The sequence below is a fragment of the Petroclostridium sp. X23 genome (genome assembly GCF_030013905.1).
GTDB lineage: Bacteria > Bacillota > Clostridia > SK-Y3 > SK-Y3 > X23.
This window is the reverse complement of the sequence record NZ_CP124862.1, coordinates 3,093,100-3,109,389: the sequence shown is the minus strand read 5'-3', so window position 1 is coordinate 3,109,389 and position 16,290 is coordinate 3,093,100. Positions and strand designations below refer to the sequence as shown.

The window sequence follows — 16,290 nt, the reverse complement described above, 5'->3', positions numbered from 1 at the left end:
ATTGACTTTATATGCAATGATTACCGGGAGGTGTTATAGTTGGTAAAAATCATTAAGAAGAATAAAAACGGTAAAAAAAATGATAACGAAGAAAAAGAACAAAAATTGCCTCCTGAAGAGAGGATTGCACCGGAATTTACTAAGGATTTTGATGAGAATTTCAATAAATTTAAAGCATATCTGGAAGACAGTGACGATGCGGTATTTCGTCAATTTACCTCTGTTGTTGGCAATATAAAATGCGGAGTAGTATATTTTGACGGATTAACAAGTAAAGATTGGATACAGCGGCATGTCATCATACCGCTGATTTTAGAGTCAGGGCAGGTAGAGTTGGAAGAACAGCAGCAGATCACAAAAGAGAATGCGGCAAAAATCATCATGGAGCGGGTTGTTTCAGCGGCGGAAATCAAAGAAGCCGAAGATCTTGATAAAGCCATGCTGCCGCTGATGTCGGGAGAAACTATTCTGGTTATCGACGGATATGATAAGGTAGTGGTAATCGGAACCCGCCAGTGGGTGGCAAGAGGAGTACAGGAACCTTCGGCAGAAGTACTGGTAAGGGGGCCGAGAGAGGGATTTACCGAGACGGCGAGGTTTAATACAGCACTGCTTCGGAGAAGAGTCCGTGACCCTAATATGGTGTTGAAAAATTTTACAGTAGGGCGGCGTTCCAAAACCAATGTGGTACTGACCTATATCAAAGGGATCGCAAATCCCGGCCTTATAGAAGAAATTGAAAAAAGGATTAAAGAAGTGGATATTGATGATCTTCATGAGTCGGGGGAACTGGAGCAAATTATTGAAGACAGCCACAGCACCGTATTTCCTCAGATGCAGAATACTGAGCGCCCTGATAAAGCGGTAGCGGCTTTGACGGAAGGGCGTGTAGTGATACTGGTAGATGGGACGCCTTTTGTACTTATTGCGCCTGCCAGCATGTACCAGTTTTTTCAGAGTCCTGAAGATTTTTATGAAAGATGGATTGTAGGGAGTTTTCTACGGATGTTGAGATGGTTAGGGTCAATTATTGCTACCTTTGGACCATCCTTGTATATTGCCATTGTTTCATATCATCCGGGGATGCTGCCGACGCCGTTAGCGCTATCGTTAGCTGCCAGCAGAGAAGGAGTTCCGTTTCCGGCTTTTGTAGAAGCGGTGTTGATGGAAATCACTTTTGAACTGTTAAGAGAAGCAGGCGCCAGATTACCCAGGGCCATCGGGCAAACCATCGGGATCGTAGGAGGACTTGTCATTGGAGATGCGGCCATAAGAGCAGGCATTACCAGCCCTTTTATGGTTATCATCGTAGCTGCCACAGCGATATCCTCTTTTATGATTCCCGGGTACAATCTGGCGATAGCATTCAGGCTGATGCGCTTTCCCATCATGGTCATGGCGGCAGTCTTAGGGATGTATGGCGTAATTTTGGCATTTATCATCATCAATATTCATCTAATATTGCTAAAGAGTTTTGGTACCGATTATATGGCGCCCTTTCCGCCTATTCAGATACGAGATTTGAAGGATACCATTGTTAGAGGCCCGAGTCAATGGATGGGTAGACGTCCGGAATATATTAATCCCGTGGATATTGACCGGAAGGATCAGGATCCAATAAAGGAGATGTAATATCATTATGAGTAAGAAAACAGATGCACTCAGTGGCGTACAAATTACTGCACTGGTAGCTGCAACTATCATCGCTACAGGCGTGATGTCTCTTGCGAGCGATGTCGCGGAAGAAATGAATACCGATGGAGCCATTGCTACTTTTTTGGCAGGAATGATCGTGCTAGGTTTGACATATTTGATTGGGTACCTTAGTAAACGATTTGCGGGTCGTACCATCCTGGACTACAGCAGGGAGCTCTTAGGGATGCTGCCTTCTAAAGGCATCAACTTTATTTTATGCATATATTTTGTTGTTATATCGTCAGCGGTTGTAAGGACATTTGCTGCGGCGATCAAGTTATTTCTATTGGAAAAGACCCCGATAGAAGTGATCATTTTTAGCATTTTACTTGTTTCGGGTTATCTCGTCCAAAATGGGATTAATCCTGTCGCCAGAATGTGTGAGGCACTTCTTCCTATTTTGGTGCTTTCCTTATCATTATTGTTGGTATTGTCTCTGCAAAATTTTGATATCAAAGAATTTTATTCGGTATGGCAGATTGACCCAATGAATCTGATACGGGTAATTCCAAAAACGCTGCTGGCGTATCTAGGATTTGAGGTCGTTCTTTTTGCCGGAGCATATGCAGCAAAACCGGATAAAGTAACTCAGTACAGCTTGGTAGGGGTAGGAATTGCGGTAGGTCTATATACTGCGACGGTAGCTGTTTGTATCGGTGTATTTACCAATGATGATTTATCCTATTTGATTTATCCCACACTGGAATTGGCAAAGACTATTTCTTTCCCCGGGGCATTTGCCGAGAGGTTTGATATTTTCTTTGCGATTTTTTGGGTGCTGGCGGTTTTTACATCATTGTCGGTCTTTCATTATCTTGCGGCGTTCAGCGTAACGCGGCTGATAGGAATGAGAAACTATCGACCTTTCAGCTATTTTTTAATTCCGCCAATATATTTTATATCCCTTATACCCCAAAATATATTTGAAAATCAGTTATTCAGCCGATGGGTGTCCTATTTGGGGGCTGTGGTTGCAGCCGGAATTCCGGCATTACTGTTCGTGGTATCATTAATCCGAAGAAAGGGTGGAGAGAAGAATGAGGAAGCGTAGCTGCCTGATAAGAATATTTTTAATACTCATTTTGATATTTTCTACTCTTATATCTACAGGCTGCTGGGACATGGTGGAGTTGGAGGACAGAGTGTTTGCATTGGGGATTGCATTGGACAAAGGAGAAAAGGAAGGGGAGGTGATACTCACATATCAATTGGCGCTTCCTACAGCCATGTATGGGGAGAAGGGGGGAGACGGAGAAAAGGTCATGAATATAAGTACATCGACATCATCCGTTATTGAAGGAAATAAGCAACTGGCTGCCAGGCTAAACCGGGTGTTGAATATTGAACATTTACAAGTTTTTATTATTGGAGAAGAGTTGGCTAAGGAAGGAATCAATGAATATCTGGATTATTTCTTCCGGGATATCAATATGAGAAGAAAAACAGATATTTTGGTTGCAAAAGGGAAAGCAAAAGATATTTTTGAAATCACTCCGCTCACAGCACTGAGTACATCTCATTATCTTGCTGATCTTATGAGGTTGAATGAGACCCGTATGTACCGCATCAGTACGGAAGTAGATATGCTGGAAATTTCTAAAAATGTGCGTGAAAAAAGTGATTATATGGTGGCGAAAGTCGAAAAGCAAAAAGAAGATATTGTAGTATCGGGAGCGGCAGTATTTAGAAGAGACAAGCTTGTAGGCTATCTTGATGCGCAGGATACAAGAAAAGCGAAATGGATGACCAATAATATGGATACTGGCACCATTCAACTTGAAAATGTTGGTGAATCGAAGGGGAAGGTTGTGTTTAATGTATCAGAATCTAAAACGACTGTAAAGCCTGTTATACAAGAAAATAAGGTGGATTTTGACGTATATATCCGTGTTGAAGGCAATGTCTCCGAGATGAGTGATGTAAACTTTAAAAATACGCTTACATCGAAGTTTATTAACGCACTTGAGGAAAAAGTGGAAGCGGCGGTAAGGCAAGATTGTGTATCCATTATGAATGAAGCGCAGCAGAAATTGGAGGCAGACTTTTTAGACTTGGGTCATTTGGTAAAACGGTATAATATCCGTTGGTGGGAACAGCATGAAGACCGATGGAGAGAGATTTTCAAGGAATCAAAGTTGAACTTAAAGATCGATGTTTATGTAAGAAGAGTGGGCTTATCAAAATAGAAGGTAATGAAAGAAGGGGTATGAATGGTTCAGGAAATTGTAAGAATTACTTCAGGGATCGTATCGGTATATTTTGTAATCTTAACCGTAATATGCGGCATCATATGCATTTTTTCAGTAGGGCCTTACATCAAAAGCGGAGGGTTCAAAAAAGAGGCGGCAATTGCAAAATACGGAGGGATTGCGTATATTGTAGGAAGTATAGGCTTATACCTGGGGTTAAAACTATTTGCTTAAAATAGTAATAGTTCACAGTTCACAGAACAATCTCTTTCAACTGATCTGTGAACCGTGAACTGTAACCTGTGAACCAAATCTACATCCTGTCAATGACTTCTTCTACTTTATCATCCATACTGTCATTTTTGTCATGTCTCTCATCAATGGTCATACTGGTAATCACTCTTTGCGCACCTGCTTTGAAGGGAATGGCGTGCATTTCCTGCGCGACCTGAATAAGCTGATTGAAATCTCCCTCTACAAGGGTAGAGGTGGCTGTGATTTCATGCTCAAGTCCTTTGTTTTTTACTATTTGGCAGGCCTGTGTTACCATGTCGCCAATGCTTGCGCTGCTTGTACCGATAGGAATCACGCTTATTTCCAGTATAGGCATAATCATTCTCCTTAAAAATAAAATTAGTTCAATTTTATAATGAACCGGTTTTATTTTTTGTTATAAACGATGATTCTATAAACACAATTATTGCCATTGAAGATAATTCTTTTAGTGCTTTGTATCTACAACTTCAATTGAATCCAATGTTCTTCTGAAATCTTTTCGGAATGCCTGTAAATATTCCTGTCTTAATGACTGCTGTTCTTCTTTTTCTTTTTCAGTTAATCCCGTGCTTTTAGATTTTTTAGATAAAAAGTTGAGCCTGTCAATTTTATCTTTAGAAAGCATAGTATTCCTCCTATTCAATAAATAACAACCAAATGATTTCATATTAGTTATTATAAGTTTTATTGCACTATTTAAATATATTATGTTACAAGTGCTTAACAAAAATATATTATATATAAAAACATTAAAAATTGGAAGCATACTTTTATCTGTAAATAGCACAATAATACTGAAAGTATCTTATAAGTCGAAAGGAAGATATAAAATATGGCTGCAAATGAGAATGTACAAAGAAGAGAAACAGGAAGCACATTTGGTTCTATTATCGGACGTTTGGTAGCTGCTTCAATTATTTTGGCGGTCACAGCTTTTCTAACACCGGGATTTACGATTTCTAATATATGGGCATTGATTGTCGCAGCTGTAGTATTATCGGTTTTAGATTATGCTATCGCAAAAATGTTCAGAACCGATGCATCACCATTTGGAAGAGGCATTATAGGGTTCATATTGGCGGCGGCCATTATCTATTCGATAAGATTCATAGTACCAGGATATAATGTAACACTATTTGGAGCTGTGCTTGCTGCAATTGTTTTTGGAATTGTGGATGCAATTATACCTGGGAGAGCGTTGTAACTTTAAAAATAAAAGGGTGCGGAAATTATTTCCGTACCCTTTTATTTTTCATTAACATTGAGATTAAAGAAAACAGATGGTATAATCTTTTTGTGGTTATGTATTAATGATCATATTATTTATTGTTTACTAAGGATGTGTACTTTTTGCGTATTGTAGTTTTTAGCGATACTCATGGAAATATCCGCCATTGTATCGACGTCATAGACCGTATTGGAAGTATCAATATGATAATACATCTGGGAGATATTATAAAAGATGTGGAAGACTTAAAAATATTATATCCCCATATTCCAATACAGTATATTGCAGGAAATAATGAATTTAGGAACACTGTCCCTTATGACAAGGTATTGGAAGCTGACGGCAAGAAAATATTCATCACCCACGGACATCTATACCGTGTTAAGTACGAATATCATTCTATTGCGCGTAAAGGTGCTGATTTACATGTTGATTGCGTTTTGTTCGGACATACCCATGAGCCTTATGAAGCGTACCACGATAAAATGCATATCATGAATCCCGGCAGTATCAGTCTTCCCCGTCGGGGTAAGCCGTCCTATGGCGTAATCGAGATTGAGCAGGGCAAGCTGAGGACTTGTATATGTAACATAGTGTAAGATACATAATACGCAATAACAAATATTGATAAATTACAATAAATTTTCTGAAAAATCGACATAATTCAACAAAAATTTTATAATAACCATGATATAATCTAATCAAACAAAAGAAGGGAGAGCGTTTCAATGAAAAAAATTATGGAATTTGTTCGCAAAAACTCCTTAACCGTTTTAAGTGTGGTGGCAATGGTAGTGGCTGTAGGTGGGGTATCCACTGCATCTTTTTTTAGTTCTCATCAGCCGGAATGCCCTAAGGAATTATTAAAGTAAAGTATAAAAAACAGGTAGCTAAAATCAATAAAAGGATGTATATACATCCTTTTATTGATTTTAGCTAGTATTTTGCAAAGGAGTTTACGCGCATGATATTGTTGCAAACTTTGACAGAGATAGCTTCCTCATTTGTAGAATCTATAATTGTATTATTGTTATTTTCTTTTTTAAATGATAAAAAGACCTTTGTTAAAGATAATATATTAAAATCATTGGTTTTTTTTGTATTATATACAGTATTTACGTATTGGGCTTCAACATACATTCCTTTAGGAATTCATACAGCATGTATTGCAATTTTTATGATTATTACATTAAGCTATATTACTAAAACTAATATTTATGCTTCTATTATTGCAGTTGCGATTACCGGTTTCTTTTTCATGGTTACAGAGGTCATGTTACTAATGATTGAGATGAGTATATTAAATGTAGATACAGCTACAATTATTAATAGCCCTAACTATAAGTTAAATCATGTCATTCTCTCTAAACTTGTGCAAATGATTATAAGTATTATGTTGTTAAAATTTAATTTTAGATTATTCAAATTAAAGGTATTGGAAAAAGAAAACTCATTGCTTTCATTTGCTATACTGCAAATATTCATGATGACAATTTTCATGATAAGCGTAAACTTTGTAGTATCTCATCCAACAAACATAGTACTATATAACGTATTGCTATTTGGTATTTATTCATTGTTTGTTATTCTTAGTTTTTTAGATTATAAAGAGCGAGAGCGAATTCTTCTTATCCAACATAAATTCGAAGCTCAGAAGGAATACGTTAAAAATATGGAAACAGTGATGAATGTTATAAGAAAAGAGAAGCATGATTTTGCCAATCATCTCAATACGCTTTTGGCTATATGTGTGCTAAAGAAAGCCGATGGATTGGAAAGGGCTGGTGACTATATACGGAAGCTTACAAACAATTTAAATAGTTCGTACCGGGTTTTTAATACGGGAAATGAATATGTAGATGGTTTAATGGCGGTGAAGAGCTGCTTTGCCTTTGAGCATGACATTCATTTGGAAGTAGATATCGACGCCCCATTGAACAGGGCGGATATAGACGACAACCATCTTACAAGCATCATAGGAAATATCATTGATAACGCCTTTGAGGCTATTTTATCATCTGCGGAGACAGAAGATAAGGTAGTATCGGTTTGTACGTATATGGAAGAAGATCACTACTGTCTTTCTATTGCGGACAACGGGCCTATGATTCCCGATGAAATAAAAGTTAAGATATTTGACAATGGATTTTCCACAAAAAGCAAAGATAAGCCGGATCATGGGTTCGGCTTGTATATCGTAAAGCAGTTGGTGACGCAAAATAAAGGAGAAATCAGTGTTTTAAGCTCTGAAGAAGAGACGGAGTTCCTAATCAGATTAAATGTGAGGAAGAGTGAAGATGGAGAAGATTGCTCAAAAGCTTACCAGCGCAATTCAGCGTGAGAGACCGGAGCTGACAGACCTCCAGGTAAGAACAATTAAATTTGGACTGGAATGTTTACTGGGAGAGTTATCAAAGCTCATCATGTACTTTATTATTTTTTCTATATTATCGTTGACAGGATATTATTTGGTTGCGCTGCTTTTCTTTAGTTCCCTGCGTCTGATCGCAGGAGGTTATCATGAGGATACCTATTGGAGATGCTTTTTTACTTCTCTGGTTATCTTCGCGGCAATTATTGTGATAGGCATGAATCTGCCCCAGTCCTTACTACTGAAATCGGGTATGCTTATTGTTTCGGTCATACTTACATGGCTTTATGCACCGGTAGATCATCCTAACAAGCCTATCATCAGTGTTGAAAGAAGGAGGCGGTTTAAATATTTTTCTTTTGGCAGTGTGATATTGATGGGAATCATGAGTCTTCTGCTTCCGGCTTTATACTCCGGAACTGCAGTTGTGGCGATATTGGCTGAAGCGTTATCGCTTCCGGTAGGAGAATACGCAAAAAGGAGGAAATGTAGATGAGAGTATTAATAGGACAAGTTATTCAAGACAAAAATATATTAAATACCGTACAAATGACATATGCCGATAAGAAAGGTTTTTTTGTGGCACTGGTCAACATCTGTGATGAATTAGATGTTGATATTCCTATTTGGACAGCAATGGAAGAAAAATTGCTTGATAAAAAAGGAGAAGTACTAGTGCCATTGGAGCAGGGCGGATTTTTACGGATCTCTCATGCCAGTCAAGGATCTTATGTTCAGTAAAGTATGTTCTATTTAAGGAAATTAAGTTCACAAGGTGTATATGATCGTATCGGTCATATACACTTTTTTTATGAAGAACTCTGTGGATTATATATTTGTAAGGGCGGCTATTGGCCGTCCGATTGGCAATTTGTTCCGATAGTCAGTTGGTCATTCATTTAATGTAAATTATATATTTATTTTCCAGTCATTTGTATAGGTTTATCGCATTATTTTCATAGGACATAAGAACTATAGAAGGATGTGAAAAAGTCTAATTTAGCACATAGAAGGAATGAAGCATGGGGACGGAACTACTGCTGCACCTGGTTTTGGTGAAGCTGAAGCTCCGTCCCCGTGCTTTGCGACTGACCGACGAAGCACTTTATCACATCCTCCTATAGAATATATACGCAGATTGATTTTTAAATAAATATCACATGATTGAAAAAAAATCAATTTAGTGTATAATTGATGTATTAGAAGACAATATTCTTAACGATTTATCAATAGGGATGTATAAAATGAAAAAAATGAATGATACTTATGCGTACGGTATGCTTGTATTAGGAATACTGTGTTTTCTTGCCGGATTCATCACCATGAAAATGAATCCCGGCAGTCCTTATGGCTTGGGAACTCTTTTTTTAGGATTGTTTTTAGAAATTCAATATCTGAAAGCCATGAATAGGGTGTCTGCATATATTATACGCATACTGACGTGGGTTGTAGTGTTCGGTTTTTTCGCAGTTGATATTTTAATTATTTATTACTGGATGAGAGGCAGACTATTATAGGAGAAAAAGATGAAAGCTGAGATATTAAAGGCGCTTAAAGAAAATAAAAATCAATACATCTCGGGAGAAGAACTGAGCAATCGGCTGAGTGTATCCAGAACTGCCGTATGGAAATATATTTCGGTACTGCGGAAAGAGGGGTATGATATTGATTCTTCTTCAAGAAAGGGATATAAACTTATTTCTTCATTGGGGGTGCTTTCTGCTGAGGAAATTCAATCCGAACTGGTTACGCGCTTTTTTGGAAGGCAGATTTTCTATTATGACAGTATTACATCTTCGAATACTATCGCTAAGCAGATAGCAGCAGAAGGTTGTGAAGAGGGGGCGCTTGTGCTTGCCGATCATCAATCTTCCGGTAAAGGGAGATTAGGAAAACAGTGGAGTTCTCCGCCCCAAACCGGGATATGGATGTCCATTATTTTACGTCCTGAGATCATGCCCACACAAGCGCCATTTATCACTATTCTCGCCGCATTGGCAGTGGCGGTTTCCATTGAACAAGCTACCTGCATAAAACCGGAAATAAAATGGCCCAATGATATTGTAGTAGAAAAGAAAAAGGTATGCGGGATACTCACGGAGATGAGCGCTGAAATAGAGCGAATAAATTATATTATTGTAGGTATAGGGATCAATGTTAATATGGACAAGGATGATTTTCCGCCGGAGCTTGAGGCCATAGCGACTTCGATAAAAATGATAACCGGACAAGCGGTAAATCGAAATATTCTTATAAGAACGCTTCTGGAAAACTTTGAATATTATTATGTCAAGGCTTTAGCAAACGGACAAAGAAGTGAAATTATTGCAGAATACAAAAAATACTCTCTTACCTTAGACAGCAGAGTAAGGGCAATATATCAATCGGCAGAGATTGTGGGCCAAGCAATAGATATTACCGATGAAGGGGAACTAATCATCAGGGATGATGATGGACAAGTTCATACCATTATGTCGGGTGAAGTGTCTGTAAGAGGGTTGTATGGATACGTTTAGTTAATTAATAGTGAATAGTGAATAATGAATAGTGGTTGGTGAAGGTGTGTGACAAAGTTCGATTCAGCACATAGAGGAAATCAAACTTGGGGACTGTCCGGGATCACTGATAAAGTCCGTTTTAGCACGCAGAAGGGCAAGACTTGGGGACTGGTCTGCTGTCAGGCCTGGTTTTTGGCCGGACTGCGGCTCTGTCCTCATGTGTTGCCCTGAACGATGAAGCACTTTTTCAATGGTTTCGGATTGTCCCCAGGTTGGATTTCCGAACGACTAGGCACTTTTTACAGCCTTCTAAGAGAAATATTATTATATAGGAGCGGTTTGAATGATACTTGTTGTAGATGTAGGAAATACTAATATTGTGTTGGGGATTTATGAAGGGAAGAAACTTAGAACCTATTGGCGTATGACAACGGATAAGGATAAAACATCCGATGAGATCGGTATGCTGTGTATGCAGTTTTTTAACTATGAAGGCATTAAAATCTCAGACATAGAGGCAGTGATTATGTCTTCGGTAGTGCCGCCCATCATGTATTCTTTTGAGCATGCGATAAAAAAATATATAAAGGTAGAGCCTCTAATCGTTGGACCGGGAATAAAGACAGGTATAAATATAAAGTATGATAATCCTAAAGAAGTAGGTGCCGATAGGATTGTAAATGCTGTAGCCGGGTATGACCTATATGGCGGACCGTTGATCATTGTAGATTTTGGAACCGCCACAACTTTTTGTGCTATTAGTGAAAAAGGTGAATATCTCGGAGGAGTCATCTGTGCAGGTATAAAAATATCTATGGATGCGTTATTCCAGAAAGCGGCGAAGCTTCCGAGGGTAGAGCTTGTGAAGCCGGAAAGAGTGATTGGCAAAAATACTATTAACAGCATGCAAGCCGGGGCCATTTACGGATATGTGGGGAAGGTTGACTATATTGTTAAACGTATGAAAGAAGAAATGGGGGGAGGAGAAATCAAAGTAGTGGCTACAGGCGGTCTGGCACGGATGATCTCTTCCGAATCGGAGACTATAGATGAAATCAATTCCTTACTGACCGTTGAAGGTCTAAGGATTATATATGAAAGAAACAAAGTTTGATGAGACTGACAAATTTATAACATGAGTAATAACACTTTACGCTTATGTTGTATTATTTATAATAATTATTTTGAATGGAGGAACAATCATGAGTATTCAAGAAGAAGCACTGAAATGCCATAAGGAATGGAAGGGTAAAATCGAAGTAAAAAGTACCGTTGAAGTTGGAGGAACAAAGGATTTATCTTTAGCATATACACCGGGAGTAGCAGAGCCTTGTAAAGAAATACATAAAGATAAAAATAAAGTTTATGACTATACACGCAAGTGGAATCTTGTTGCGGTCGTGTCGGATGGTACTGCAGTATTAGGTCTTGGGGATATCGGTCCTGAAGCAAGTATGCCTGTAATGGAAGGAAAAGCGGTGCTTTTCAAAACGTTTGCGGATGTGGATGCTTTCCCGATCTGCCTTGATACGAAGGATACCGATGAAATTATCAAAACTATCAAATATATGGCACCAACCTTCGGAGGGATTAACCTGGAAGATATTGCGGCGCCCAGATGTTTTGAAATTGAGAGAAGGTTAAAAGAAGAGGTAGATATTCCTATATTCCATGATGATCAGCATGGAACTGCTGTTGTAACGCTTGCGGGAATGATTAATGCTCTTAAAATTGTCAGTAAGAAACTTGAAGAAGTGTCGGTTGTCGTGAATGGTTCAGGGGCAGCGGGAATTGCAATTACAAAGCTGCTGATGAAGATGGGCCTTAAGAATGTTGTTCTATGTGATAGAAGCGGTGCAATCTATGAGGACAGGGACAATTTGAATACTGAGAAACAAGAAATAGCCAAAATTACAAATAAAGAAATGAAAAAAGGCAGTTTAAAAGATGTGATTGCAGGGGCGGATGTATTTATCGGTGTTTCAGCTCCGAATACGGTAACGAAGGAAATGGTACAATCGATGAACAGCGATGCGATTATTTTCGCGATGTCCAATCCTGTACCTGAAATATTCCCTGATGAAGCTAGAGAAGCGGGAGCAAGGGTTATAGGAACCGGGAGGTCCGACTTCCCTAATCAGGTAAATAACGTATTGGCTTTTCCGGGAATTTTCAGAGGTGCATTGGATGTAAGAGCAAAAGATATTAACGATGAGATGAAAATCGCAGCTGCTTATGCCATTGCGGAGCTTATTTCGGAGCAGGAGTTAAATGAAGAGTATGTTATTCCGAAAGCGTTTGATTCAAGAGTCGCAGGCGTGGTAGCGGAAGCTGTTAAGAAGGCAGCGAGGGAAACAGGGGTAGCAAGATTATAAATAGATTGAATATTTCCCGTTAAACATATTATTAGAGGGCAAAATAAACTTTTTTGAGCCTATATAAGGATTGTACATAAACCGTATTTGTTTTATAATAAGACTAGTTTCGATGGAGGATGTAACATATGGATATGTTACATTCTTTCTATTTTTATGTATAAGCGGCATTATTTAAGGGGGATATCTTTATAAATGCATAAGGAAATCGTTAAGAGGCAAGGGAATACGGTGCTCATTGTTATAGGGCTTATTATTCTTGTTTTTATTTGCATGAGTATTCTAAATGAGATCATCGTTGTTTCAAAGTATTCATCCGTTGTTGACTTGGTTGGTGTCGGTATACTTACAGCTTTTGCATATTTTGTGATGAGGTATATGGTGGTCGACTATAAATATACGCTCATTGATACGGACTTAATCTTTCAGCGCATCATAGGCAACAGGGAGACGGTAGTGCTGGATGTAAATATTGAAGACATCGTTGTTTTAGCACCTGCTTCTAACAAGGCTTTATTAAAAAAACAGGGCAGGATTGATAAGACCTACCGGTTGTGTGTGACACTGGTCGGCAAGAATAAATATTTTGGTATTTTCGAAAAAGAAGGGAAGAATTACAAGGTCATATTTGAACCAAGCGAAAAATTAATAAAGCTTGTCAAAAAAAGCATTCCTGATAAAGTGATAGACTAGGCCATTAGTAAAAATACTAATGGTTTTTTTGTTGCTTCGGAATGTATATTTTTTTAGGTTCAGCACTAAATTTTGTGGAACAATAAAAGTTCCATAAATTACATTACCAAACAACTGGTAAAAAGAGTACAAAAAATCCGATACACCGTTTATTCTGAAATATGCAACCAAAACAGAATAAAGGCGGTGATCGGATTGAAAACCAATTATGATTTTATACAAAATATGATTGGTTTTCAAGGGTTAGAGATAATCTCTACGCGATAAAATCATGAACCCATCCCTTTCCAATATCCTTTCACTAGGATTTTTTAAAATGCCATTTCAGCATTTAATTCTATGAGATAGGCCCATATTTTTAATGTGTCCCAATAATGATAAGCAATTGAAATCAAAAAAGAGATATGTTACAATAACTTTAAATTATTCTGTGTTTTACATATAAAAGGAGACATCATGAAACAGTATATCTCTTTAGAATTTATCAGTATTTATAAAAATAAAAGTGTTTTCCTTAGAACTTTTTGTATGCTTATTATCCTTTCTTTAATCCTTGCAGGCTGTTTCTACTATTTTTCAATAAATCTAATGTCAGATAATCTAAAAAAAAAGACATATACTTCTAATATTAATATGCTTTCCAAAACAGAAAGCGCAATGGATCTTGCTTTTAGCTACATCACTCAAGCAATTAATCTGTCTGCTAGAAATGAATATGTCATAAGTGCTGTCGTCGTCCCAGGGTTAGATAGACCGGAACGGAATTTTGAAGTAATTAAGCATCTTTATGAAACAGCAAAGAACAGCAGTCTTATAAAATGTATTTTTCTTTATGTCAACTACGATAATACTATATTTTCATCTGATGGTACTGTTACTGAACTAGATAATTTTAATAAAAAAGATATTATTGAGGAATATAACCAGAATCCTCAAAATTGCACAGAACTTCTTGTTAACCAATCCTCAACTTCAATGAGAGTAGTGAATGGAAGAATCTTCATGTTTCGGGATTTTCCACTTTCCTATGAGAATAGAAATGCTACATTAATATTTGAGATCGATACCCTTGCACTTTATGAGCTTGTTCAAGGGGCAGAAAATAATTTGAGTAAAGAAATATATATATATGATGAATACAATCACCCTGTCTTTATTAATCAGCTTGATTATTCTAATATCGATTTTTCACGAAAAATTAATGAATATACTCAAGATAAGCAATATGGATACTTTATAGACCAAACTAAACCAGGGAAGAATATCTACTTTTATTTTCGCTCTAGATTCAATAAATGGAGATATATTTATCCCGTCGCTGCGAGCAGTATAAAGCTCACATCAAAGGGAGCGCTCACGGCAATAGTTCCGCTACTGATTATTTTCCTGGCTATCAGCTTATTTTTCTCCTTATATATTACACGCAGCATTTATAACCCAATTAAAAAGCTAATGCTCACAGTTATGCAAATTAGAAGTGAGAATAAAGTGGTTCTACAAAAAACAAAGAATGAGTTTGATTTTTTAGGATTGGCTTATGCCGATGCTGTAGATAAAAGTAAACATCTTACACAGCTAATGGAAGGGGTAGCTCCTATAGTTCTTGAAAAGCTGCTTAGCAATTTATTATTTAATAAGGAAACTTCTTTGAGGAATATTGAGGATACTCTCAATAGTATCGGCAATCCATTTTATGTGCAAAATAATTATGTTGTACTTGCCGCTCAGGTATTTCCTAAGGATCACAAAGAAATGACTTATGTTCAGACAAATCTTTATCGCATCAGTATCGATAATATTGTAAACGAGCTTAAGCGTTCTGATGTAGCACACTACTGTCTCCAAAAAGATAATACCAACATAGTCCTTATTCTCTCTTTCTCTACATCATTGTCGGCAATTGAGATTAAACACCATGTGATTTCTCTTTCCAACCAAATCATAGAACGCGTACAAGACTTGCCCTTTAATATTATTATCGGACGTGGAGGAGTTTACAATGGTATAGCGGATATTCGATTTTCTTACCATGAAGCTCGGAACACTCTCAGCTACCAAGTATATCTTAGCGATGCAAAGAAATATGATGCACTTGAAAACACAGTAAAACAAGATGCTTTTGATTTTGACGATCAGTATTTAAAAGAAAAAACAAGACAATTTATTGTAGCTCTCAAAGAAGAAAATGATGATAAAACACTAAACCTAGCAACCGGGATTCTTCAACATATTTCTACCAACATTACTGATCTTGCAAAGGCTCGACAAAAATTCGAAATTTTTGTCGACGCGATTTTTGAAGTTCTTATTGAATACAAGGTGGATTTTGACTCTGAAGAATTCAATCAAAAAAGAAATATTGACCGTGATTTAAACTCATTTGTAACAATTGCTCAAATGGAACACTATACTCGTCTTTTATGCGAACAGGCAATACAAATTGTGAATGTGTATAATAAAAAACGTCAACATAAGTATGTTGTCCGAGTAAAGGAATATATTGAAAACAATTATTTTGATAGAACTTTATCTCTCAATACGGTATCGGAACAAATTAATATTAGTCCGTCCTACCTCAGTAAAATATTTAAAGATACACAGAATCAGAATTTTATAGATTATCTCAATGCTATCCGTGTTGACAAAGCAAAGCAGCTCTTGAAGTCTACAGGCCTAACGGTTAAAGATATCGGATACAAAACCGGATTCAGTACAATACAAAATTTTATTAGGGTGTTCAAAAGATATGAGCGAATGCCGCCGGGACAGTACAAGAAAAAAATGTTGGAAAGAAAATAAAGTGCGGATTCGCAGGAGCAAGAGGGTATAGATTTATTGCCTTCCTCCTGCCATATACTCATTTCGATACACAGTTCAATTGATTTTAAAATATCCATTTCTCTATATTTCCTCTGCCGCATGCCACCTTCGCTTGAGATGACCGTATTTTTCATTCAGATGAATC

18 protein-coding genes are annotated in these 16,290 nt (G+C 37.4%); 16 read left to right on the top strand and 2 right to left on the bottom strand.

Annotated features, from left to right (window positions below; genetic code table 11):
• The first annotated feature begins 39 nt into the window (after positions 1–39).
• The 4 genes from QKW49_RS14755 to QKW49_RS14740 are packed head-to-tail and all read left to right on the top strand — an operon-like array spanning position 40 to position 4,118.
• Positions 40–1,632 (top strand): spore germination protein, encoded by a 1,593-nt coding sequence (locus QKW49_RS14755; protein ID WP_282863437.1) that lies wholly within the window; start codon positions 40–42, stop codon positions 1,630–1,632.
• Between the two features lie 7 nt (positions 1,633–1,639).
• Positions 1,640–2,746 (top strand): endospore germination permease, encoded by a 1,107-nt coding sequence (locus QKW49_RS14750; protein WP_282863436.1) that lies wholly within the window; start codon positions 1,640–1,642, stop codon positions 2,744–2,746.
• Positions 2,733–3,881 (top strand): Ger(x)C family spore germination protein, encoded by a 1,149-nt coding sequence (locus QKW49_RS14745; RefSeq protein ID WP_282863435.1) that lies wholly within the window; start codon positions 2,733–2,735, stop codon positions 3,879–3,881. Before QKW49_RS14750 ends, QKW49_RS14745 begins: the two co-directional genes overlap by 14 nt.
• A 24-nt stretch (positions 3,882–3,905) precedes the next feature.
• A complete protein-coding gene (locus QKW49_RS14740) occupies positions 3,906–4,118 on the top strand; it encodes a CLC_0170 family protein (protein WP_282863434.1) in 213 nt (70 codons plus the stop codon).
• 79 nt (positions 4,119–4,197) lie between these two features.
• Here the strand turns inward: QKW49_RS14740 and QKW49_RS14735 are convergent, their stop codons facing one another.
• Positions 4,198–4,494, bottom strand: coding sequence for an MTH1187 family thiamine-binding protein (locus tag QKW49_RS14735; protein ID WP_282863433.1), 297 nt, complete (start codon positions 4,492–4,494; stop codon positions 4,198–4,200).
• Positions 4,495–4,605: 111 nt separating this feature from the next.
• Positions 4,606–4,785: a DUF896 domain-containing protein gene (locus QKW49_RS14730; RefSeq protein ID WP_282863432.1), complete on the bottom strand. Its 180-nt coding sequence runs from the start codon at positions 4,783–4,785 to the stop codon at positions 4,606–4,608.
• 207 nt (positions 4,786–4,992) lie between these two features.
• Here QKW49_RS14730 and QKW49_RS14725 point away from each other — a divergent pair, with 207 nt between their 5' ends.
• From QKW49_RS14725 to QKW49_RS14670, 12 genes are all read left to right on the top strand, one after another.
• A complete protein-coding gene (locus QKW49_RS14725; RefSeq protein ID WP_282863431.1) occupies positions 4,993–5,364 on the top strand; it encodes a phage holin family protein in 372 nt (123 codons plus the stop codon).
• A 146-nt stretch (positions 5,365–5,510) separates the two neighbouring features.
• Positions 5,511–5,987: a metallophosphoesterase gene (locus QKW49_RS14720; protein WP_282863430.1), complete on the top strand. Its 477-nt coding sequence runs from the start codon at positions 5,511–5,513 to the stop codon at positions 5,985–5,987.
• Between the two features lie 129 nt (positions 5,988–6,116).
• A complete protein-coding gene (locus tag QKW49_RS14715; protein WP_282863428.1) occupies positions 6,117–6,260 on the top strand; it encodes an AgrD family cyclic lactone autoinducer peptide in 144 nt (47 codons plus the stop codon).
• Positions 6,261–6,352: 92 nt separating this feature from the next.
• Positions 6,353–7,729, top strand: a complete 1,377-nt coding sequence (locus tag QKW49_RS14710; RefSeq protein ID WP_282863427.1) for an ATP-binding protein — start codon at positions 6,353–6,355, stop codon at positions 7,727–7,729.
• Positions 7,686–8,255 carry an accessory gene regulator B family protein gene (locus QKW49_RS14705; protein WP_282863425.1) on the top strand — a complete coding sequence of 190 codons (570 nt, stop codon included), beginning with the start codon at positions 7,686–7,688 and terminating at the stop codon, positions 8,253–8,255. The genes QKW49_RS14710 and QKW49_RS14705 overlap by 44 nt, the downstream gene beginning before the upstream one ends.
• On the top strand, positions 8,252–8,500 hold the full coding sequence (locus QKW49_RS14700) for a hypothetical protein (protein WP_282863424.1): 249 nt from the start codon (positions 8,252–8,254) through the stop codon (positions 8,498–8,500). The genes QKW49_RS14705 and QKW49_RS14700 overlap by 4 nt, the downstream gene beginning before the upstream one ends.
• A gap of 503 nt (positions 8,501–9,003) precedes the next feature.
• Positions 9,004–9,276 (top strand): hypothetical protein, encoded by a 273-nt coding sequence (locus QKW49_RS14695; RefSeq protein ID WP_282863422.1) that lies wholly within the window; start codon positions 9,004–9,006, stop codon positions 9,274–9,276.
• Between the two features lie 9 nt (positions 9,277–9,285).
• Positions 9,286–10,275 carry a biotin--[acetyl-CoA-carboxylase] ligase gene (locus tag QKW49_RS14690; RefSeq protein WP_282863421.1) on the top strand — a complete coding sequence of 330 codons (990 nt, stop codon included), beginning with the start codon at positions 9,286–9,288 and terminating at the stop codon, positions 10,273–10,275.
• A 325-nt stretch (positions 10,276–10,600) separates the two neighbouring features.
• Positions 10,601–11,371 (top strand): type III pantothenate kinase, encoded by a 771-nt coding sequence (locus QKW49_RS14685; protein ID WP_282863420.1) that lies wholly within the window; start codon positions 10,601–10,603, stop codon positions 11,369–11,371.
• Between the two features lie 88 nt (positions 11,372–11,459).
• Positions 11,460–12,632: a malic enzyme-like NAD(P)-binding protein gene (locus QKW49_RS14680; protein ID WP_282863419.1), complete on the top strand. Its 1,173-nt coding sequence runs from the start codon at positions 11,460–11,462 to the stop codon at positions 12,630–12,632.
• A 195-nt stretch (positions 12,633–12,827) separates the two neighbouring features.
• A complete protein-coding gene (locus QKW49_RS14675; RefSeq protein WP_282863417.1) occupies positions 12,828–13,325 on the top strand; it encodes a hypothetical protein in 498 nt (165 codons plus the stop codon).
• A 456-nt stretch (positions 13,326–13,781) separates the two neighbouring features.
• On the top strand, positions 13,782–16,124 hold the full coding sequence (locus tag QKW49_RS14670) for a helix-turn-helix domain-containing protein (RefSeq protein ID WP_282863416.1): 2,343 nt from the start codon (positions 13,782–13,784) through the stop codon (positions 16,122–16,124).
• Positions 16,125–16,290 lie beyond the last annotated feature (166 nt).